The sequence below is a fragment of the Empedobacter brevis NBRC 14943 = ATCC 43319 genome (assembly GCF_000382425.1).
Classification (GTDB): Bacteria; Bacteroidota; Bacteroidia; order Flavobacteriales; family Weeksellaceae; genus Empedobacter; species Empedobacter brevis.
Window position 1 is genome coordinate 173,463 of sequence record NZ_KB908294.1, and the last position, 20,179, is coordinate 193,641.

Sequence of the window (20,179 nt, forward strand, 5' to 3'; positions counted from 1 at the left end):
CAACTAAGAATCAATCCGAAAACATAATACTCAAGGATTGATTCTTTTTTATTTCTCTTATTGATTAACTTTGCGAGATGAACAACCTTTTGATAAAACCATTTATTATAATGGTGCGATTTTATCAATTCGCAATTTCCCCTTGGATGGGAAGCAATTGTAGATATCAACCAACTTGCTCGTCATATATGATTGAAGCATTAAAAGAACATGGTTTACTAAAAGGTTTGTGGCTCGGAACTAAAAGAATTGGTCGTTGTCATCCTTGGGGAGGACATGGTTACGACCCTGTACCTAAAAAGAAAATTTAATGATTAACTTAATTTCGTTTATCGATTGGAATCCTAAACCGTATTTATTTGAAATAATGGGATTCAAAGTACATATTTACAGTTTATGTTGGATTGTCGCCTTTGTTGTCGGGTGGTATTTGATGTCAAACATATTCAAAAAAGAAAACCAGAAAAAAGAATTATTAGACCCTCTATTTCTATACACCTTTATCGGAGCTATAGCCGGGGCAAGACTTGGAGAATATTTGTTCTATGATCCTGCAGCTTTTATAGAACGACCTATTGAAGTTTTTTTACCTATACAACATGCTCCCGGAAAAGAAGCCTTTTTTGGATTATTACAAGATTATGAATTTGTTGGATTTAGTGGATTAGCCAGTCATGGAGCAGCATTAGGAGTTATTCTAACTTCTTATTTATTTAGTAGAAAATACTTGCATCGCAATGTTCTATGGCTGTTAGATAGAATGGCTGTTGTAGTTCCGTTTGGCGGAGCAGCTGTACGTATCGGGAATTTTTATAATTCTGAAATTGTAGGAAAAGCATCTGACTTACCATGGGCTGTCAAATTCTATCAACAAAGCTTGGGATATGGAGAAATTATTCCTCGTCACCCTGCTCAGATTTACGAAGCGATAGGTTATATCATCTTAGGTTTTATTATGCTTTTTATGTATTATAAAACAGATAAAAGAAAATATTTAGGCGCTTTGTTAGGTGTATTCTTATTTTTATTATTTTTAATTCGATTCATTGTCGAATTTTATAAAGAAAATCAAGGAGAAGAAGCAGTTGCTCAAGCCTTAAATATGGGACTTAATAATGGTCAAATTTTAAGTATTCCTTTTATGATAATTGGACTTTATTTATTTATCTCTTCTAAAAACAGATTAGAAGTATATCAACCAAATTAATATTTAATTTTTGAAATATATTTAAACTTATGGGATTTTTTAAAGAATTTAAAGAGTTTGCCGCTAAAGGAAGCGTTGTAGACTTAGCTGTCGGTGTTGTTATCGGTGGTGCTTTTGGTAAAATTGTAACTTCGTTGGTTGAAGATATCATTACACCTGCATTATTAGATCCGGCATTAAAAGCCATTAATGCTGAAAATTTAGCTGCATTAGTTATACCGGGAACTGCAATTAAATATGGTAGCTTCTTAGCTGCTGCTATTTCATTCATTGTTGTTGCTTTTGCTTTATTTGTCATGATTAAAGGAATAAACAAGTTGAAAAGAGAAGCTCCAGCAGAAGAACCTGCTCCTGCTGGCCCAACTCAAGAAGAATTATTAGCAGAAATTCGCGATTTATTGAAAAATAAACCTTAGTTTTTGCTCAATTTCATACTAAAAAAGGTTCGCAATTGCGAACCTTTTTTAGTATAAAATATTTTTAGAAGGTTATCTTACATTGACATCTCTTCTCCTCCCATTTCTTCTCCATCTGGACGTTGTCTATTGTTCTTTTCTCTTTCGTTTGTTTTCTTAAAACGATATGTAAAGGACAAATTGATTGAACGTTTCATCCAACGCATACTATTATAGTTTTCAGAACCTTCATAGTAAGTTGTCATTTCACGTTTTCTTGAATTGAATACATCTCTTACATTTAAAGTCAGGGAAGCTTGTTTCTTAAATAAATCTTTTGATAAAGAAAAATCCATCGAAAGATTATCTTCTATTTTTTGTTGAGCGGTTTTCATACTTCCCATATAATTACCAGCAACCTGAATTTTAAAGTCTGCTGGCAAAGTAAAGTTTGAAGATAAACGTCCTCGAGAACTAAATCCATCTCCAGAAAAATCTTGTCCATCAACTTTCGTTTCTATATTTCCTGTTTCTGGATTTAAGTAATCATGATTAATTTCAGTATAATATCCTGTTCTTTTATAACCAAACAAATTAACATTCAACATCAAATTCCACCATTTGAATGGACGATAAGTCGCCGTTAGATCTAATCCATAACGATCTTCATTTCCCTCATTTACAGGTCTCGAAATATAAATTTGTTCGAATATATCATTTCCATCCTTATCTTTCGCTTCTCTATAATTAATACGTTGAAATTGATTAATCATATCAGTTGTTCTTTGATAAAACAAACTTGGCGTAACCATTAACTTACCAATCGAGGTGATATAAGATAATTCTAACGAATTGGTATACGTTGGATTCAAGTCTGGATTTCCGTAACGTACATTTCTGTCATCCGTTGCAGAAAAGAATGGCATTAACATGAATCCCATTGGACGTTGAATACGGCGAGAATAACTCAATTGCATTTCTTTTTTATCTGTAAACTTATAGTTCAAGGTTAATGTTGGAAATAAATCTGTATATTTTTTAGAAATATTTTCTTTCGTTATGTGATTCTTAATCTCGATATCTGAACTCTCTACACGTAAGCCTGCAAAATACTGGAACTTTTCTCCAATAGAATTACCAAATTGGGTATACGCTGCAAATACATTTTGTTGATTATCAATATCAGCGAGGAATCCAGGTTTTGGAGTTATGATTCCGTTTTGGATAATATCATTTGCACTAGTTGTTTTCGTATCATTAAAGTCAGCACGAACTCCTAATTCAAACTTACCTTTTTCTCCTACCGGACGAACATAATCTGCTGTAAATACTGCAGTATTTTGTTTTTCTAAACTAAATGTTGATTCTCTATTTGTAGGATTATTAGTAATATCAAATTGATTGATAATCCCATTTTCATCCTCTTTTCCATAAGAATACCTTCCTGTAAATGACAATTCATGTCCTTTTTTATCAAACTCATGTTTGTAATTGAAATCTACATCAAAATTATTTTCAATTTCAGATTCATTCTCTAGACGTAATGTTCTATTTGTTAATGTCCAGATAGGATCAAAATAAGAATAGTTAACTGTACTGATATTATCCCCATTATTGTAACGATATCCTGCAGAAAGCCCCAAAGTGTTTTTATCATCTAAATAATATTCTCCTCCTACACGAACATTATAGTTCCGGCGAATACGCTCTCTATCTGTATCTGTTTGTCTATAATCCGTAATTATTCCTTTCGGGTAGTTTGTCGCTAAAGCACTTCCTTCTCCTTCCCTATTTGCATAACGATATCCAAAATTTGTATACACATTATATTTTTTCGTTTTATAGTTTAAATTAACATTAACTCCTGCCATATCCGGAATACCTCCGTTCAAAGTTACTGAACCGTTAAAACCTGTATTTGTTCCTTTCTTCAAAACAATATTAATAATTCCCGCAGAACCTGATGCTTCATAACGTGCCGAAGGGTTTGTCACTAATTCTATACGTTCTACGTTTTCTGCCGGAATATTTTTTAAGGCTTCCGCCACATCCGAGACACCTAACATTCCCGAAGGCTTTCCATCAATCAAAAACTTTACATTATCATTTCCTCTTAACGAAACATTACCTTCCGCATCAACTTGTACAGAGGGTACATTTGCTAAAGCATCAGACAACGACTGTCCTTGTGACATAGGATCATTGGCCATGTCGTATACTTTCTTATCTAATTCTACTTTATAAATTGGTTTTTCTGCTGTTACAACAGCTGCATCAAGAGAAACCGTTTGAGAACCTTTTACAGTAAAAGTACCTAAATCTAAAGCCGTTGTCAAGTTTACTTGCTTTTCAATCACATCATATCCCATAGGTTCTATCACTAGGATATAATCTCCTGCTTTTGCTTCAACAACAAAATCTCCTTTTGCATCTGTAGCACCTTCAGCTACAACTCCTTCTTCTGTACTTTCAAGCGTTATGGTTGTGTACTCCACCGGCTTATTATCGCTTGACAAGACTTTCCCCTTAATTTTTAAAATATCTTGCGCATTTAACCCTGCACAAATACAAATAAAAACCAGAGCAAATAAATTTCTTAACCTCATTTGTTCAATTTTTCTTTTTTGTAGTTCTAAATTTTACAATTTATTAGACAAACACTTTATGAAAAGGTTTAATCTTAAACAAAATATTCGAAAGAATTTGTCGTGTAAAACCTTTCTTCAGTTACAATCTTTTATAATTTATTGTATTATCTACTTAAAAAATTTAACACCATATATTTTAAACCTTTTTAATTTTTTAAAGTCTTAAGAATAAATAAATAAATAAATAAATAAATAAATAAATAAATAAATAAATAAATAAATAATTAAAAAGTTGATCATGATGAGAACAGCATTTTATAAATACATAGGATTAGGATTAATTGCTTTCACGCTAACAACAGCGTCAGCGCAAGATAAAAATGAAGAATCCAGAGAACAGAAATTACAACAGTTAAAAAAAGATTTAAACTTGACAGATGCGCAAGTCATAAAGATCAAACAAATTGAAGATAGTTACAAAGATGAAAAACTTGAATTAAAAAGGAAAATGAAAGAAGTTCGTCAAAAGGAGTTTAATGAAATCAATACTGTTTTTACACCGGAACAAAGGGCAACATTGAAAGAATTGCACCAAAAAAAACATCAAAATAGAAAAGGAGCTAATTAATTAGCTCCTTTTCTATTTTGATGTTTACTATATTATTTTTAATATGCTTTTGCATATAATACTTTATATCTAGCAGGTTTTCCTGAAAAGACATCAACACCTTCTGTAGGTGTTTCAAATGCTAAAGGAATACAACGAATTGTAGCTTTCGTTTGATTTTTAACCGCTTCTTCTGTTTCTTCTGTTCCATCCCATAAAGCTGAAACAAAACCTCCTTTATTTTCAATCACATTTTTGAATTCTTCAAAATCAGAAACTTCTGTTATATGTTCATCTCGATAATTCAAAGCTCGTTGGTATAAATTACGTTGAATATCCTCTAATAATTTTTCAACTTCTGTGGATACATGATCCAATGTGATAAATTGCTTTTCTAACGTATCGCGACGTGCAATCTCTACATGACCTTTTTCCAAGTCTTTTGGTCCAATTGCGATTCGTAGAGGCACCCCCTTCAATTCATATTCAGCAAATTTCCAACCCGGTTTTGTTTGATTATCGTCATCAAATTTAATTGAGATATTTTTCGCTTTTAATTCAGTCGAAAATTTATCAACAACCTGACGTATTTCTTCTAACTGATCTTCTGTTTTATAAATAGGAACGACTACAACTTGTATTGGTGCTAATTTTGGAGGCAAGACTAATCCTAAATCATCAGAATGTGTCATAATTAATGCACCCATTAAGCGAGTAGAAACCCCCCAAGAAGTTGCCCATACATATTCTTGTTTCCCTTCTTTACTTGCAAATTTAACATCGAATGCTTTTGCAAAATTTTGTCCTAAAAAGTGGGAAGTTCCAGCTTGTAACGCTTTCCCATCTTGCATCAATGCTTCGATTGTATAGGTATCATCTGCTCCGGCAAAACGTTCAGAATCTGACTTTCTACCTTTTACAACCGGAATTGCCATAAAGTTTTCTACCACATCTGCATATACATCTTGCATTTGTTGAGCTTCAGCTACTGCTTCATCTTTCGTTTCATGAGCAGTATGCCCTTCTTGCCATAAAAACTCCGCTGTTCTCAGAAATAAACGTGTACGCATTTCCCATCGAACAACATTTGCCCATTGATTAATTAAAATTGGTAAATCACGATAAGATTGAATCCAATTCTTATATGTACTCCAAATAATTGCCTCAGAAGTTGGACGAACAATTAATTCTTCTTCTAATTTGGCTTCCGGATCTACAATTAATTTTCCTTTATTGTCAGGATCATTTTTTAACCGATAATGTGTAACTACCGCACATTCTTTTGCAAAACCTTCCGCATTTTTTTCTTCGGCTTCAAATAAACTTTTAGGAACAAATAAGGGGAAATAAGCATTTTGGTGACCTGTTTCTTTAAATCTTTTGTCTAATTCTGCTTGTAGTTTTTCCCAAATAGCATATCCGTATGGTTTAATAACCATACTACCTCTAACTTTCGAATTTTCAGCTAGATTCGCTTTTACAACAAGCTCATTGTACCACTTAGAATAATCCTCAGCACGAGTTGTTAATTTTGCCATAATCTTTTATATTTGTTGATAAGTTTCGTATCTTTACTTGGCATTATTATTGCCTTTAAATTTATGCAAATTTAATTATTACGAACGATGTAAATTTATAATTATGAACAAAGTTTATAAAATTTCTAATAAAATCTCTGCAACTACTCTAATTATTGTAGGTGCATTAGGAATTTCATCTTGTTCGACTTATCAACCTAGTGGTTACGAAAGCGACGGAGTTTATTACAATCCGAAAACAGATAAAACTTACCAACAAGCTCAACCACAGTACGGTAACGAGCAGAATGAACAAGAAAATCCCGGAGAGATTAAAATTGGCAGCCCTTATTTCGATGCGGAAGGTAATGGAGCTGAACAATTTTATTATCAAGATGATACAGACAGTACTCAAAATAATTCTACAGAAAAATCTTCAGCCAAAGTTAAGATTAATGGATATGGTTTAGGAGGGTACAATTATTTTGGGAATAACGACTACACTCTTTCTTACAATGGCTCTAGTGACTATAGCTGGGGAAGAAATGATGGTGTAGAAATTAACATTTGGAATACTTCGCCATGGATGTATGGATGGGGATGGAACAACCCATACCATTTCGGTTTTTATGATCCGTGGTACAGTCCATGGTATGGAGGTGGTTTCGGATGGGGTTGGAACAGACCATTCTATGGCGGCTTCTATGATCCATGGTTTGGAGGTGGTTTCGGATTCTCTATGGGATGGGGATGGAATAACCCATGGTACGGAGGTGGCTTCGGATGGGGATGGAACAATTGGTATGGAAATCCTTACTACGGTTACGGTGGTTGGGGTTGGAACAGACCAAGAGGTATCTACTCTCAACCGGGTTACAGATATGGAGGTCGTTTAAACAATACGATTAACTCTACTCGTCCAATTGGAAGTTTTGACAATAGAGGTGGACAATTATCAAATGGAATCAGACCATCTAGAGGAAATACAATTAACAACACGACAACACGTCCTTCTCGTGATGTGAGACCTACTGGTAGCCAGATTAATAATAACACTCGCCCTACAAGAGAAGTAAGACCTTCTGTTAGTGAAAGTCAAAACAACACGACACGTCCGACGCGTGAAGTGAGACCTACTGTTGATAGTCAGATTAATAACACTCGTCCTACAAGAGAAGTAAGACCTTCTGTTAATAATACAACACGACCAACTCGTGAGGTGAGACCTACTGTAGATAATAGTCAGATTTATAACACTCGCCCTACAAGAGAAGTAAGACCTAATCAGACTCAACAACCTACATACAACACAAGGCCTACTAGAGAAGCTCAACAATACCAACAACCTAACAGAAGCTATGATAGAGGCAATACGAACACTCGCCCCTCTTATTCTTCTCCTGCCCCAAGCAGAGGAAGTAGCATGAGTAGTGGAAGTATGGGGGGAGGCTCTCGTGGAAGTAGCGGAGGCTCTCGTGGTGGAAGAAGATAAATTGATTTAGAAATTAAATAATGAGAAAAATAATCACAAGCCTTTGTATCTTAATTGGTACATTGGCTTTTGCACAACAAGGTAAAGGGTACGAAACCCAATATTCTACTAACGCTATTAATTTATATTCGCAAGATATAAATAGTGGAAATGCGAAGTACATTGGTGTTGGTGGAGCAGTTGGTGCATTAGGAAGCGACATTACATCAGTAGAGCAGAACCCTGCCGGATTAGGTGTAGCAATTAACTCTGATGTTCAAGTGACAGCTGGTGTATCTGCTTTTAGTAACAAAACAACTTTTGGAACTACTATTAAACAATCAGAAAGTAATTTTGATTTTCAACAATTCGGAGGAACCTTTATTTTCAATAATGAGGCCTCAAAATGGAACCGTTTTACAGTTGGTGTCGCATACCTTAATCAACGTTTAGACAATTATTCAACAATTGGAACAAACGAAGGAATTAAATTCAGCGATCCTGACGGAACTTTCAACGGATACATCAAAGATATCGATGGATACAAATCAAAATTTTCGGTTAACCTGGGGACCAGTTATGATGATAAATTATATTTAGGAGCCGGGTTAAATTTCCATGAATCAAACTATTCCGGATATGAACAATATGCAGAACGTGATGATAATAATGGACAAAACTATGTGTACAATGCAAATGGAGCTCCTTATAGTGAAATTGGTCAAGGCTTCTCTTTCTCTTTAGGTGCAATTTACAAAGTCAATCACAATGTTCGTTTAGGTGCTGCTTATCATTCTCCTGTTTGGTATAATGTTTCAGAAGATTATTACGCTGCAAATTTTATCAATAACGGAACAGCTGTTGATTCATATTATATGTATTCTTCAGATTATGACATGACTCGTGGTGGGCGTTTTGTAGGAAGTTTAGGTTTTGTAGTTGGTAAAAATTTATCTCTTGGAGCTGATTATACTTACCATATGAATAACGACACAAAATTTAAACCTTCGGCTAATTTCAATGGAACCAATAACTTTATCAATGATGTCGTAAAGAATTCTAGCGAGGTTAGAGTTGGTGCTGAATATCGTGTAGATCGTTTCAAAGTTAGAGCCGGTTACAATTACGTCACTTCTCCCTATAAAGATTTTACAATCGATTTAGCAAGCGAGAACAATGTTGTAACAAATGGGGCTCTTTTATCGAAAGCCTTCCAAGGGGATATTAACCGGGCAAGTTTTGGTTTAGGATATGATTTCGGCGGATTCTATATTGACGCTGCTTATCAATATCAAACTCAAAACTACAAGCAACTAATTGGTGGAACAGATTACATTGACACAAACAATAATTTTGTCTCTTTACCCAATACGTATGCTCCAAAAGTTAAATTAAATAACAATCTATTCTTATTGACATTAGGTTGGCAATTTTAATAAAAAAAAGAACTCAATAAAAAAAATCGGATGAAATTCATCCGATTTTTTTAGTACTAAATATTAACCAAAATAGTCTAAACAAAAAAAACTATTTATTGATTCTTTTTACTGATGACATCCCCGAAGTACTTACTTTTGTTTGTAAACCACTCTCGTCTAAATAACGAACAGAACTTGCTCCTGAACTGTCAGCAACCAAACTATTAATTGCCCAAACAGTTGTCGAGCTTGCCCCTGAACAATCCACCGTGACATTTGCAGCCTTGAGATCTTTTCCTACAAATGAAGAAGCCCCGGAAACAGAAATAGTTAAATTCTGAACATTCCCTGAAATCTTCATACTCGATGCTCCTGAGTTATCTACAGAAATTGAATTTGAAACTGCATCTAATTTCAAATTACTAGCTCCGGATAAATCTACCGCTAACTTTTCTACTTTTTGCGTTGGAATCACTGTGACATTCGAAGCTCCTGAGATACTAAAAGAACGTAATTTTTTATGTGGAAAATTAACCTTTATCGAGGTATTTTTTAAATTCACAGTACCTTTCATTTTAACAACTAAAACACCATTCTTCACCTCAGTAATAATTCTATCCATAATATTATCTGGAGCTTCAACAGTAATTTCTCCATTGTAATTGCCATCAGAAACAGTAACATTTATTGCATGACTCACATCAATTCCTTCGAATGAAGAGACTTTACGATTTTGAGTAACTGTATTATTACTTGCTTCTACTCGATCTAAATAATTAGAAACAGGTGATTTAGAATTTAAATCCACCGAACAACTCGCAAATCCTAACGAGCTGAATATTATAATTGGAAGAAAAATGTACTTCATAGTGATGTGTTTTTATTATTAAGACGTATTAACTTCTAAAAAGTTACAAAAAATATTCATTTTATTTAAAAATCTAAATCAATCCGTCATAAATATTTAGTAATTTCGCTAACTATGAAAATCATCAGTTACAATGTAAACGGAATTCGTGCCGCGATGACCAAGGGGTTAGTTGAATGGTTAGAGGCTGCTCAGCCAGATGTTTTTTGCATTCAGGAAACTAAAGCTATGCAAGAACAGGTGGATACAAAACCTTTTGAGGATTTAGGGTATCATATTTATTGGCATGCTGCTGAAAAAAAAGGATATAGCGGTGTTGCCGTATTTTCTAAAATCAAACCAAATCACGTACAAATAGGAACTGGAATAGATTACATTGACAGAGAAGGTCGCGTGCTAAGAGTAGATTTTGATCATGTTTCTGTAATTAGTCTTTACTTACCAAGCGGTACAAATATCGATCGATTAGATTTTAAATTACAATTTTGTGAAGATTTTAAAAGTTACATTAAAGAACTTAAAATCTCTCATCCAAATCTAATCATTTGCGGAGATTACAATATCTGTCACGAAGCGATTGATATTCATGACCCTATTCGCAATGCAAAAGTTTCCGGATTTTTACCTGTCGAGAGAGAATGGCTATCTGCTTTCATTGATGAATGTAATATGATTGATTCTTTCAGATATTTTGTAAAAGAACCTCATCATTATTCATGGTGGTCTTACCGTGCCAATGCACGTAACAATAACAAAGGTTGGAGAATTGACTACAATATGGTCAGTCAGACATTAGAAAATAAAATGACTCGTGCTACTATTCTACCGGAAGCTAAACACTCGGATCATTGCCCTATTTTATTAGAATTAGACGTTTAAGATTATATAAATGAAAAAAATTGTACTTTGTTGTTTAACTGTTTTTGCAATTGCAAGTTGCGTTCCTCAGAAACAACACCAAGAATTGGAAGCTAACTATTACAAAGCATTAGACGATCAAGCAAATACGTCTAAAGATTTAACATTAGCAAATTTAAAAATCGAAAATCTTGAAAAAGATTTAGAACGTACAAAACGAGAATTGTATATCAGAGATACAGCTTTGTCAAATGCACAATCTATGATTAGAATTTCTCAAAAAGAACACGATACAAATTTGCAGGAATTGTATTCTGCTTTGAATAGTTCGGGAGAAAAATCAAAACTTTTCTATACACAATTGAATGAAAAAGAAAAGCAAGTAACTGAATTGACTCAAAAGCTAAAGGATATGGAAGCAAAGATTGATCAAAAAGATACTGAAATCTTTAATCTTAAAAGACAAATCTTAACACAAGAGATCAATCAAAAAGTTTCGGAAGCAACTGCTACACCTCCTAAAACGGTGGCTCCGGTAAAACCAAAAACAGCAACAAAAAAATAATTTCAAAAGTCTTATTCTAAATGGTAAGACTTTTTTATTTTTTCTTCCCTATTCTTTTCAATTGAAATTTTGTAACAAAAAAGATTAAAACAACAAATACTAAAAAAAAGAATACTCCGACAATTGTAATTCCTAACACGGGATTAACTGTTTTGGGAAGTGTAATTTCTCGAATTACCGGTACACGTACAAACAATTCTGCAAAAAATGCTGCCCATAAACCTAAAGCAGCCGCAACCATTCCTTTAATATGTACAGCAATTCTATCTCCTTTAAAATTTTTACTTATGAATGGCCATATCCCTCTATACAAGGCCCAAACAGAAAATGGAATCATGTAATGAAAAGGACCAAAACGCATTCCTAATTCATGAATAAACAGAGCTGTAATATTAACACACAGTAAAACAGATACAAAAATATACCCTAATCTTTTATGGAGTTTCGTTCCTGGTCGTAAAATTAAAATCAATAATCCTACACCTAAACCAACTGATGCAGATAAGAAGTGCACAGCTCCAATCACTGATTTCGAAGTTAACCAATAGGTTTCTAAATAATTCATGAATAATTATTTTATCTCTAATTTAAACTCCATTCAGGAAAATCAAAAAATGAACTTACCGAATTGTAGAATACTTCGCATAAAGTGTATTTTTTGAATTCTGAATTGATTTATTCTCTAAATCGAAGTAACTTTGCAGGAACTAAAAAGTTTTAATGAAAGTTATTTGCGAAACGAAGAGTTTGGTATTACGAGAATTTTTTGAGATTGATGCATTCGAATTGTTTCAATTAAATTCGGACAAAGAATTAATGAAAATCGTGAACGAAAAACCTTATAAATCTGAAGACGAAGCGAAGTTCTTTATAGAAAGTATGAAAAAACATTACCTGGAAAATGGCTTTGGTCTTTGGGGTGTTCATGAAAAAAAGAGCGGACGATTTGTTGGCTGGGGAGGTTTGCGTCAAACAAAATACGGTCCTGTGATTAATATTCGTTTGAAACGTAAATTTCAACATAAAGGGTACGGAACGGAAGTTCTAAATGCTGTTGTGGATTATGCAAAAAACGAATTAAAACTAGAAAAAATTGCAGCAAAAGCAAATGTAAATCAACCCGAAACATTAAAACTTTTGAAAAAATCTAAACTCCAACCTTCGGAAGAAAATGAATTAATTTTTAAATTATAACACTAAAAAAGCGAGAAGTTGAAACTTCTCGCTTTTTTACTATTTCTTTTTAGGTGGAAACTTTTGCAATAATTTTGTTACCCCTTTCTGAATATTGTTCGCCCGAACTTCCGGAGAAGCTTTAATTGGCATTTGAATTTTAAGTGTTCCTTCCCAAACCAATCGACCTGCATCAAACATCGAAATGGTGTAATTCTGATTCAGCTTTTGAGACATGATTGGAATCCCGACAGAAACTCCTCCTCCGAAACCGTAACCTCCGGTTCCCATTCCGACTCCTACACTCGAGTTTTGTTGTTTTGAGACAAATTCTTCAGGTTTAACTTCCACAGTTAAAATTCCTTCATTTGTTTTTTGAAACCCTCTGTACAACATTCCTTTCTCCATTGAAGAAAACAATCTTGCAGAATCTAAATCATTCAACCCTAAGTTTCCTTTTTGAGCAAAAGTATATGTTCTGTTGGTTTCAAAATCAAAATCGCGGTCATAATCTACCGCTATATTTTGCGTACTACACGAAACAGCTGTTAAGAGAATAGCACTTAATAAAAGTATTTTTTTCATCGTTCATGATTTATTTAATTTGAATACTTAGACAACTTTCATTTACTTGAATGTTTTAATATAGGTTTCCACCACTTTTCTTAACGAATCGAAACCTATTTCATCAAGATTTAGTTCATGGATTGTAATCCATTTCACCTCAGCAATTTCTTCTTTTTCAAGAACAATTTCTTCATTAGGAAAATCAGCAATAAAAGCTAAATCACAGGTTTTGTATGGAATTTCTTTGTATTCGTAATCATTTGGCTGAGAAAGAAAATAATTGAAATGTTCTAATGGTATCGTAATGCCTAATTCTTCTTCAATTTCTCTTTGACAAGTTCTTTCAGCTGATTCATCAGGATCGGTAAAACCACCTGCCAAATCCAACATTCCCTTCTTTGGCTCTTTGTTGCGAACTGTAAACAAAATTTTATCTTCTTTTCTTAGAATAACAGCAACTGCGGCTGCAACATTTTGGTAATAAACCAAGCCACAGCTGTCGCAGGTCATTTTTCTAAAATCAAAACTATTGATAGCATGTCCACAATTCGGACAATATTTAAACGATTTTATCATTAATTTCTAACTTCTTTCTTTAAAATGAGATCAAAAACATAAATTATTTATTCCTTGGATGAAACTTAATAATGGCATCTCGAATAAATTCCTGATCAACGTGTGTATAAATTTCCGTCGTCGTAATACTTTCATGTCCTAACATTAACTGTATTGCACGAAGATCAGCTCCATTTTTCAATAGATGAGTTGCAAAAGAATGACGAAAAGTATGGGGGCTAATTGTTTTTTTTACTCCGGCAATGATCGATAATTCTTTCACAATTGTAAAAATCATGACGCGCGTAAGATTTTTACCTCGTCTGTTTAAAAATAAAAAATCTTCGTAACCAGCTTGTATAGGAAGATGAATACGAATACTTTCCTTGTACAAGTTAATATATTTTATCGTATAATCGCTAATCGGAACAAGTCTTTGTTTATTCCCTTTTCCTATAACACGTACAAAACCATCATCAAAAAATAAATCAGAAATTTTAAGATTTATAAGTTCTGACACCCGCAAACCGCATCCATAAAGTGTTTCAATAATTGCTCTGTTTCGTTGGCCTTCAGGTTTTGAGAGGTCAATAACTTCAATCATTTTATCAATTTCTTTTTCCGAAATTACATCAGGAAGTTTCATTCCTATTTTTGGTGTTTCGAGCAAAGAAGTAGGATTGTCTTCTCTAAAATCTTCAAGTTGTAAATAACCAAAAAAACTTTTCAATCCGGAAATTACCCTTGCTTGTGAACGAACACTATACTCACCAGACGCAAAATTATGCACAAAATCCCTCAAATCATCTTGAGTATAATCTAACGGTTGTTTATCCGAATAATGTATTAATTTTTGAATATCACGTAGATAACCTTCAATTGTATTAACAGAAACTCTTTTTTCTAATTTCAGATACATTTGGTAGTCATACAAAGCATCTTTCCACTGCATTTACTTCGTTATTTTTTCAAGTTCAAAAATACGCTTTATCATTTCATCTTCCGGCATCCAAACTTGATAAAATGCGCGCGGGCCGTATAGACTACCTGCAATTGTTGCTTTCATGTAATTATCTACAGTTGATGAAAAAACAGGATTAAACTCATTCGAAGGAATTCCTAAGACTCCTAAAAATTCATTTCGGTACATTCCGGCATTGAAATATTTTAAATAAATTGTTTCATTATGAAACATGAAAAAATCGTGAATAGAGTATATCTTTTTGAATAAAAACTCATCAAAATAATTTGCATCTTGATTATAATACAACCAGTTGGCGACTGAATTCGTATCCAATGCCACAAATTCATCCGGAATAATTCCTCCGCCTCCATAAACCTTTTTACCTGAAGGAGCGGTAAACTCTAAGTCTTTGTTTATTTTGATAGAATCTTTTGTGTACAATTCTCCAGATTTCAATCTTTTATACAAATCGTCACTATACTTTGCTGTTTTCTTATCAAAAGGTTTTTGGATAGAACGGCCAGATGGTGTATAATAATTTGCAACAGTTAGACGAACTTTTGTATCATCACCTAAATTAATTTCACGTTGAACTAATCCTTTCCCAAAAGAACGACGACCAACAATAATTCCCCTACCATAATCTTGAAGAGCTCCTGCTACAATCTCACTGGACGAGGCTGAATTTTCGTCCATTAAGACATAAATTTTTCCTTTTTCGAAAAGACCTCTATTGGTTGCGTAAATATATTTTTTTCGTTTTTGTTTATCTTGAGTATAAACAATCAATTCATTTTTAGTTAAAAATTCATCTGCAATTTCTTCCGCAACATGCATTATTCCTCCGGGATTTCCTCGCAAATCGAACACTAATGTTGTCATTCCTTGATCTAATAAATCCTGTAATCCTTGGTGAACTTCGTTTGCTGAATTTTCTGAAAAACGCGTTAGTTTTAGGTAACCGATATCATTTGTCAACATATGTTTTCCTGTAACTGTAGGAACAGGAACAACAGTACGCTTAAGGACAACTGAAAGCGGTTTACGATCTCGGATAACAGAAATCTGTACCTCCGAACCTTTCTTTCCTTTCAATAAACTTTCAAGTACTTTCTTGTCTTTTGCTACTAACGATTGATTATCAGCTGCAATTAATTGATCTCCAAACTGAAGTCGTCCGTAATTTGAAGTTCCGGGCAATGTACGCTCTACAACAATTGTATCATTCAGAACACGGAATTGAATTCCTATACCAACAAACTCACCTTTCAGTTGTTCTTCCGCTTTTTGTACAGAAGCCTTATCAATATATGTACTATGCGGATCTAATTTTCCAACCATATAATTGATTGCATCATCAACTAAGCTATCCGAATTCACATCATTGACATATTCGTTGTCTATCAAAGAAACCAATCGACGAATTTTCTGTTCGTTATCAGAATATTGTAAACCTACAATATCCTTATTTTCGTCGAATGCAAAATCGTATTTTTTCCCCACCATAAAACCGATTAGGAAAATAATCATCACAACTAATACGATATTAATAACTTTGAAAAAACTTCTCATTTAACTGTATAATTCTTCTTCTGTAATATGTTGAATGGTAATTCCTGCTTTTTCTAAAAATTCTAACCCTGAAAGATCTTTGTATTGTTGAATATAAACAATGCGTTTAATTCCTGCCTGCAAGATCAACTTGCTGCAATCTGTACATGGCGAAAGTGTAATATACAATGTTGAGCCTTCCGCAGATTGTGTAGATGTAGCACATTTCAGAATAGCATTTGCCTCAGCGTGCAAGACATGCCATTTTGTGTTTCCCTCTTCATCTTCACATTTATTCTCAAATCCGCTTGGCGTACCGTTGTAACCATCAGAAATAATCATTCGATTTTTAACAATAATTGCACCAACTTTTTTGCGTTCACAATAAGAAAGATTTGCCCACTCAAAAGCCATTTTTAAATACGCTTTATCGTAACGTAATTGTTTTTCTAAATTTTTTTCCATTTTTTTTAGGCTTCTTCTTTTCTTTTTGTCCACAAAGGAGGAACAAAAAATGGTAACGGATTTCGAAAAAATGCTTTTAATGTATGAGAGATCATTGCAAAAATCTTATAAAATGGAATATTATTCGATCTCATCGCCATTAATAATGATAAAATGAAACTTACCAGGAAATTACACCAGCCAACCATAAAAACAGCTATAAATCCAATAATCATTGGACCAATATCATAATGATAACCCATTCCTCCAATTCCAATGGCAAAGTTCCCTGAGACAAACGTAATATGTCGGATATCAAAAGGCTGTCCTGTAAAATCTCCAATCAAAAAGGCACATCCCATCATGAAACCAAAGGCTACATTTCCGACAACACCGCCCATATTCTTTTCGAACCAATTTGATATTTTTCTTCTTCTACGCTCTGAGAAAGATTTTTTTAAAATTGGGTGATTATAAATTCGTTCAGGAATATTATTAAAACGTTGACTATTGATTGTCATACCGGAAATTAATCCAGAAAGGAACAAGAAAACACCTGCAATTCCTCCGAAATAAAAAATATGCCAATCCATGATTACAACTTCTTCCCAATAATGGTACGCCTTAGAATATTTTAAGACTTCTAATCCTAAAACTTGATTCAGTAAATAGAATATCCCTAACGAAACCATAAACCCGGCCACAACATTTCCTAAGAACGCAATCATTTGGCTTCTCACTAATTGTGCAAATAAGGTGGTAAAATCTTTTACATTTAGTTCTGATCCCGAAGTTGGTACAAGTGAGCGTGCTAAACGTGCAGCAGTCATAGAAGGCTGTTTCGTTGCAAGCGTCATATGTGTGAGGTAAATAGCACAAAAACCAACTGCATAATTTATACTAAAGAAAAATGCTTTGAATAAAGGAGATGTATCCGGGATGTTTCCAATTCCTGTTTTAATAAAACATAAGAAAGAAACAATGAAACCTCCTCCACAGGCCGTCCAAAACATTTTATTATATTCCTTCGCTGTTTGCGTAATATATTTTTCACCCGTTTTTCCATTGTGGTAAGTGACCAAAAAAGTAATCAGATAAACAGTAGAACTCAATTGATTACTCATAAAATTCTTCGGTGCATAAAACTCAATCCACTTTTTGGTTGCAAGACTATAAAACGAAATAATTCCGTTTAATTTTAATTCATTGAAACTATTTAAAATAGTTTGAAGTCGAACCAATTGTTGTTGCAAACGATTTATCTTCGAAGCTACTTTTAGCGAAATTCCTTTGTAATCTTTCTGAGTTAAAATATCATTTAACAAATGTTTACACTTGGAAATACTTTCTTTGATTTCCAGCATATCAAATCCAGCTTGTGGATTTTCGATGATATTACTAATCTGCATAGACAGTTTAGAGAATGGATTATCAAGATAATTCACTTCATTACTGTAACGCATCATTTCTTTATCAGAAAAACCTCCGGTAATACGAACTGTTAATATAGAAATTGCTTGAAAAAGCTGATTCTGAATATTATTTACATTTCCTTTAAAATTCTCTGGTTCGATATCTTGAAACAAAACTTCGAAGAATTTTCTCCATCTATCTCTCGGAATGATTCGAATTACTTGTAAATTTTTCGAATTATAAAACATTTCATTCACAACAGAAGTCAATTCATTATTGTCCTCTATATCCGGCAAGACAGAATCCATTATTTTTTTTCGGAAAATTGATAATAAATTATCTTCCAGATGAATTCCGCTATCAACTAAATAGCTTACAATATTAATTTTCCCGAATGTTTTCTGAAGTTCTTCGCGAAAAATTAATCGATAGGTTATATTATTTTGAAGTTTTGAGATTAAATCATCAATAAAAGAAATTGAATCTGGATAATCTTTTCTTGCTTTCTCCAATAATCTTAGAAAAAAGCTCTTCTCGTATTTTTTATTTTGATCAAATATAGAGTCTAAAGCCATATTTTAATTTCTTCATTCAGAGTACAAAAATAAAAAACTTATACTACTAAGCAGTATAAATCAATAGAAATAAAAAAGTGATTCTCATTTGGAATCACTTTTTTTATTTAGAATTTAAAATGTTTCTTATCTATTGCAGGATTTATTTTTATGTCATTAAACTTTATCACATATTCTCCTCCCTCATTAGGTTTTCCTACGACTTTGGTAGCGAAAGATAGTCCATTGTACGTTTTAAAATTTGAATAATAAAGTGTTTCATCTTTATTTTTCTCCATTACAATTTCGTACGAATTTTTATCAAAACAATAAACGGTAGAGTTCGTATTTTTTGTTAATTCTATCTTATAGCAACTATTATTTTGATCGTATTTATCTGTACCTAAGAATTTTACTTTAAACCCTTTTTGTTTATATTTCAAAATATCTGAATCGAATGAGTCTGGCTTATAATCTTTGACAGCAACATTTTTCTTTGCAACTTCGCTGTACGTCCATCCTATTTTTCCATCATATCCTTCGTTTAAGATTTCTTTCCCGTTCATCACAAACACAACCTTTTTATTGTATGGGCGTTGATGGTAAACAATCATGGGATAAGAATCTCCTAAGTTTATGATAGCTTCTCCTTTTAGGATCACACTGTTCAAATTATTCCAAGCTGCTTCTCCTCCTGTTTTCTGAATATGATTTTCGATTATTTTTTCTGCATCCTGAGCAAAAGCTGTTGCAGAAAATAATGAAATCATAAGCGTAGTAAACGTCAATTTCAACATAAGAACTTTTTTCATTTTTAACAATCTGCCGAACAAGATATAAAAACTAATTTAAAGTTCTATAAAGAAATGATGGGTTTTAGTCTTTTTTAACTTCTATATGCGACCAATTTTCACCTCTTAATATGCGGTAAACTTGTCCTTGAGAAATATTAAATTGTTTTGCTAAAGTAGATATTTTAGTCTTTCTGTTCGGATCGATTAATTTCTTTTTTAAACGAATTACTTGCGCTTCTGTTAATTTACTGTTTGGAATACTATCCAAACGAGAACGCCCTTTCATCATTCTGAATAAATCTTTGTTGTGCTCCTTCCATTCATCTAAAGTTGCCCACTGCAAGTTATCAATTGCATTGTTCAATTTATTGTGATCCAAATGCACCACATATTCTTTATTTTCCGGATTAGGCAAAAAAGTTTCTGCAACCATTTTGTGCACATATTTAGCTGTACGCTTTCCGTCTGCTTTAGTTACCCAAATTGCACGATATCCATTATTAATCGCTCCTTCTAAAATTTTATATTTATCTTGGCCGGTATACATTTTTTTTACCAAACCATCCTTTGAAACTAGAAAAGATCTTTTTTCTATTAATCCTTCAGTTCCAAATTCTTTCCATGAATCACTCATAATCACTAATTTACTTATTTATTACATTTTTACAAC

At 33.1% G+C, this 20,179-nt stretch carries 21 protein-coding genes; 9 read left to right on the plus strand and 12 right to left on the minus strand.

Annotated features, from left to right (window positions below):
• Positions 1-77 precede the first annotated feature (77 nt).
• The 3 genes from yidD to mscL are packed head-to-tail and all read left to right on the plus strand — an operon-like array spanning position 78 to position 1,623.
• Positions 78-311, plus strand: coding sequence for a membrane protein insertion efficiency factor YidD (gene yidD, locus H277_RS0107930; RefSeq protein WP_019975050.1), 234 nt, complete (start codon positions 78-80; stop codon positions 309-311).
• Positions 311-1,207, plus strand: a complete 897-nt coding sequence (lgt, locus tag H277_RS0107935; protein WP_019975051.1) for a prolipoprotein diacylglyceryl transferase — start codon at positions 311-313, stop codon at positions 1,205-1,207. Before yidD ends, lgt begins: the two co-directional genes overlap by 1 nt.
• A gap of 29 nt (positions 1,208-1,236) precedes the next feature.
• Positions 1,237-1,623 (plus strand): large conductance mechanosensitive channel protein MscL, encoded by a 387-nt coding sequence (gene mscL / locus H277_RS0107940; protein WP_019975052.1) that lies wholly within the window; start codon positions 1,237-1,239, stop codon positions 1,621-1,623.
• Between the two features lie 77 nt (positions 1,624-1,700).
• On the opposite strand, the gene H277_RS0107945 is transcribed toward mscL, so the two are convergent.
• Positions 1,701-4,208, minus strand: coding sequence for a TonB-dependent receptor (locus H277_RS0107945; protein WP_019975053.1), 2,508 nt, complete (start codon positions 4,206-4,208; stop codon positions 1,701-1,703).
• A gap of 280 nt (positions 4,209-4,488) precedes the next feature.
• On the opposite strand from H277_RS0107945, the gene H277_RS0107950 reads away from it, so the two are divergent.
• Positions 4,489-4,818, plus strand: coding sequence for a hypothetical protein (locus H277_RS0107950; RefSeq protein ID WP_026357480.1), 330 nt, complete (start codon positions 4,489-4,491; stop codon positions 4,816-4,818).
• Positions 4,819-4,856: 38 nt separating this feature from the next.
• Here the strand turns inward: H277_RS0107950 and proS are convergent, their stop codons facing one another.
• Positions 4,857-6,335, minus strand: coding sequence for a proline--tRNA ligase (gene proS, locus H277_RS0107955; protein WP_019975055.1), 1,479 nt, complete (start codon positions 6,333-6,335; stop codon positions 4,857-4,859).
• Between the two features lie 103 nt (positions 6,336-6,438).
• On the opposite strand from proS, the gene H277_RS0107960 reads away from it, so the two are divergent.
• Together H277_RS0107960 and H277_RS0107965 are read left to right on the plus strand one after the other, a co-directional pair.
• Positions 6,439-7,806: a hypothetical protein gene (locus H277_RS0107960; protein WP_019975056.1), complete on the plus strand. Its 1,368-nt coding sequence runs from the start codon at positions 6,439-6,441 to the stop codon at positions 7,804-7,806.
• Positions 7,807-7,826: 20 nt separating this feature from the next.
• Positions 7,827-9,221, plus strand: a complete 1,395-nt coding sequence (locus H277_RS0107965; RefSeq protein ID WP_146810376.1) for an OmpP1/FadL family transporter — start codon at positions 7,827-7,829, stop codon at positions 9,219-9,221.
• A 91-nt stretch (positions 9,222-9,312) separates the two neighbouring features.
• Here H277_RS0107965 and H277_RS19700 read toward each other — a convergent pair whose 3' ends face one another.
• Positions 9,313-10,071, minus strand: a complete 759-nt coding sequence (locus H277_RS19700; RefSeq protein WP_081623203.1) for a head GIN domain-containing protein — start codon at positions 10,069-10,071, stop codon at positions 9,313-9,315.
• A 114-nt stretch (positions 10,072-10,185) separates the two neighbouring features.
• On the opposite strand from H277_RS19700, the gene H277_RS0107975 reads away from it, so the two are divergent.
• Together H277_RS0107975 and H277_RS0107980 are read left to right on the plus strand one after the other, a co-directional pair.
• On the plus strand, positions 10,186-10,950 hold the full coding sequence (locus H277_RS0107975) for an exodeoxyribonuclease III (RefSeq protein WP_019975059.1): 765 nt from the start codon (positions 10,186-10,188) through the stop codon (positions 10,948-10,950).
• Between the two features lie 10 nt (positions 10,951-10,960).
• Complete coding sequence (locus H277_RS0107980) at positions 10,961-11,494, plus strand: hypothetical protein (protein ID WP_019975060.1); 534 nt, start codon at positions 10,961-10,963, stop codon at positions 11,492-11,494.
• Between the two features lie 34 nt (positions 11,495-11,528).
• Here H277_RS0107980 and H277_RS0107985 read toward each other — a convergent pair whose 3' ends face one another.
• Complete coding sequence (locus tag H277_RS0107985; protein WP_019975061.1) at positions 11,529-12,059, minus strand: DUF2306 domain-containing protein; 531 nt, start codon at positions 12,057-12,059, stop codon at positions 11,529-11,531.
• Positions 12,060-12,214: 155 nt separating this feature from the next.
• Between H277_RS0107985 and H277_RS0107990 the strand changes: the two genes are divergently transcribed.
• Positions 12,215-12,688, plus strand: coding sequence for a GNAT family N-acetyltransferase (locus H277_RS0107990; RefSeq protein WP_019975062.1), 474 nt, complete (start codon positions 12,215-12,217; stop codon positions 12,686-12,688).
• A gap of 39 nt (positions 12,689-12,727) precedes the next feature.
• Here the strand turns inward: H277_RS0107990 and H277_RS0107995 are convergent, their stop codons facing one another.
• The 8 genes from H277_RS0107995 to H277_RS0108030 form a co-directional block, all read right to left on the minus strand.
• Entirely contained in the window at positions 12,728-13,252 is a 525-nt protein-coding gene (locus tag H277_RS0107995; protein ID WP_019975063.1) for a DUF4136 domain-containing protein, read from the minus strand.
• Between the two features lie 42 nt (positions 13,253-13,294).
• A complete protein-coding gene (locus tag H277_RS0108000; protein ID WP_019975064.1) occupies positions 13,295-13,810 on the minus strand; it encodes an NUDIX hydrolase in 516 nt (171 codons plus the stop codon).
• Between the two features lie 43 nt (positions 13,811-13,853).
• A complete protein-coding gene (xerD, locus tag H277_RS0108005) occupies positions 13,854-14,741 on the minus strand; it encodes a site-specific tyrosine recombinase XerD (RefSeq protein WP_019975065.1) in 888 nt (295 codons plus the stop codon).
• A complete protein-coding gene (locus H277_RS0108010; protein WP_019975066.1) occupies positions 14,742-16,325 on the minus strand; it encodes a S41 family peptidase in 1,584 nt (527 codons plus the stop codon). It lies immediately after the preceding gene.
• A complete protein-coding gene (locus H277_RS0108015; protein ID WP_019975067.1) occupies positions 16,326-16,769 on the minus strand; it encodes a deoxycytidylate deaminase in 444 nt (147 codons plus the stop codon).
• A 5-nt stretch (positions 16,770-16,774) separates the two neighbouring features.
• Positions 16,775-18,736: a hypothetical protein gene (locus H277_RS0108020; protein WP_019975068.1), complete on the minus strand. Its 1,962-nt coding sequence runs from the start codon at positions 18,734-18,736 to the stop codon at positions 16,775-16,777.
• Positions 18,737-18,843: 107 nt separating this feature from the next.
• Positions 18,844-19,527, minus strand: coding sequence for a LolA family protein (locus tag H277_RS0108025; RefSeq protein ID WP_019975069.1), 684 nt, complete (start codon positions 19,525-19,527; stop codon positions 18,844-18,846).
• Positions 19,528-19,591: 64 nt separating this feature from the next.
• On the minus strand, positions 19,592-20,143 hold the full coding sequence (locus H277_RS0108030) for an HNH endonuclease (RefSeq protein WP_019975070.1): 552 nt from the start codon (positions 20,141-20,143) through the stop codon (positions 19,592-19,594).
• Between the last annotated feature and the right edge of the window lie 36 nt (positions 20,144-20,179).

Coding starts and splice junctions, on each gene's coding strand:
- yidD (WP_019975050.1), top strand. CDS start 78: ATGAACAACCTTTTGATAAAACCATTTATTATAATGGTGCGATTTTAT.
- lgt (WP_019975051.1), top strand. CDS start 311: ATGATTAACTTAATTTCGTTTATCGATTGGAATCCTAAACCGTATTTA.
- mscL (WP_019975052.1), top strand. CDS start 1,237: ATGGGATTTTTTAAAGAATTTAAAGAGTTTGCCGCTAAAGGAAGCGTT.
- H277_RS0107945 (WP_019975053.1), bottom strand. CDS start 4,208: ATGAGGTTAAGAAATTTATTTGCTCTGGTTTTTATTTGTATTTGTGCA.
- H277_RS0107950 (WP_026357480.1), top strand. CDS start 4,489: ATGATGAGAACAGCATTTTATAAATACATAGGATTAGGATTAATTGCT.
- proS (WP_019975055.1), bottom strand. CDS start 6,335: ATGGCAAAATTAACAACTCGTGCTGAGGATTATTCTAAGTGGTACAAT.
- H277_RS0107960 (WP_019975056.1), top strand. CDS start 6,439: ATGAACAAAGTTTATAAAATTTCTAATAAAATCTCTGCAACTACTCTA.
- H277_RS0107965 (WP_146810376.1), top strand. CDS start 7,827: ATGAGAAAAATAATCACAAGCCTTTGTATCTTAATTGGTACATTGGCT.
- H277_RS19700 (WP_081623203.1), bottom strand. CDS start 10,071: ATGAAGTACATTTTTCTTCCAATTATAATATTCAGCTCGTTAGGATTT.
- H277_RS0107975 (WP_019975059.1), top strand. CDS start 10,186: ATGAAAATCATCAGTTACAATGTAAACGGAATTCGTGCCGCGATGACC.
- H277_RS0107980 (WP_019975060.1), top strand. CDS start 10,961: ATGAAAAAAATTGTACTTTGTTGTTTAACTGTTTTTGCAATTGCAAGT.
- H277_RS0107985 (WP_019975061.1), bottom strand. CDS start 12,059: ATGAATTATTTAGAAACCTATTGGTTAACTTCGAAATCAGTGATTGGA.
- H277_RS0107990 (WP_019975062.1), top strand. CDS start 12,215: ATGAAAGTTATTTGCGAAACGAAGAGTTTGGTATTACGAGAATTTTTT.
- H277_RS0107995 (WP_019975063.1), bottom strand. CDS start 13,252: ATGAAAAAAATACTTTTATTAAGTGCTATTCTCTTAACAGCTGTTTCG.
- H277_RS0108000 (WP_019975064.1), bottom strand. CDS start 13,810: ATGATAAAATCGTTTAAATATTGTCCGAATTGTGGACATGCTATCAAT.
- xerD (WP_019975065.1), bottom strand. CDS start 14,741: ATGCAGTGGAAAGATGCTTTGTATGACTACCAAATGTATCTGAAATTA.
- H277_RS0108010 (WP_019975066.1), bottom strand. CDS start 16,325: ATGAGAAGTTTTTTCAAAGTTATTAATATCGTATTAGTTGTGATGATT.
- H277_RS0108015 (WP_019975067.1), bottom strand. CDS start 16,769: ATGGAAAAAAATTTAGAAAAACAATTACGTTACGATAAAGCGTATTTA.
- H277_RS0108020 (WP_019975068.1), bottom strand. CDS start 18,736: ATGGCTTTAGACTCTATATTTGATCAAAATAAAAAATACGAGAAGAGC.
- H277_RS0108025 (WP_019975069.1), bottom strand. CDS start 19,527: ATGAAAAAAGTTCTTATGTTGAAATTGACGTTTACTACGCTTATGATT.
- H277_RS0108030 (WP_019975070.1), bottom strand. CDS start 20,143: ATGAGTGATTCATGGAAAGAATTTGGAACTGAAGGATTAATAGAAAAA.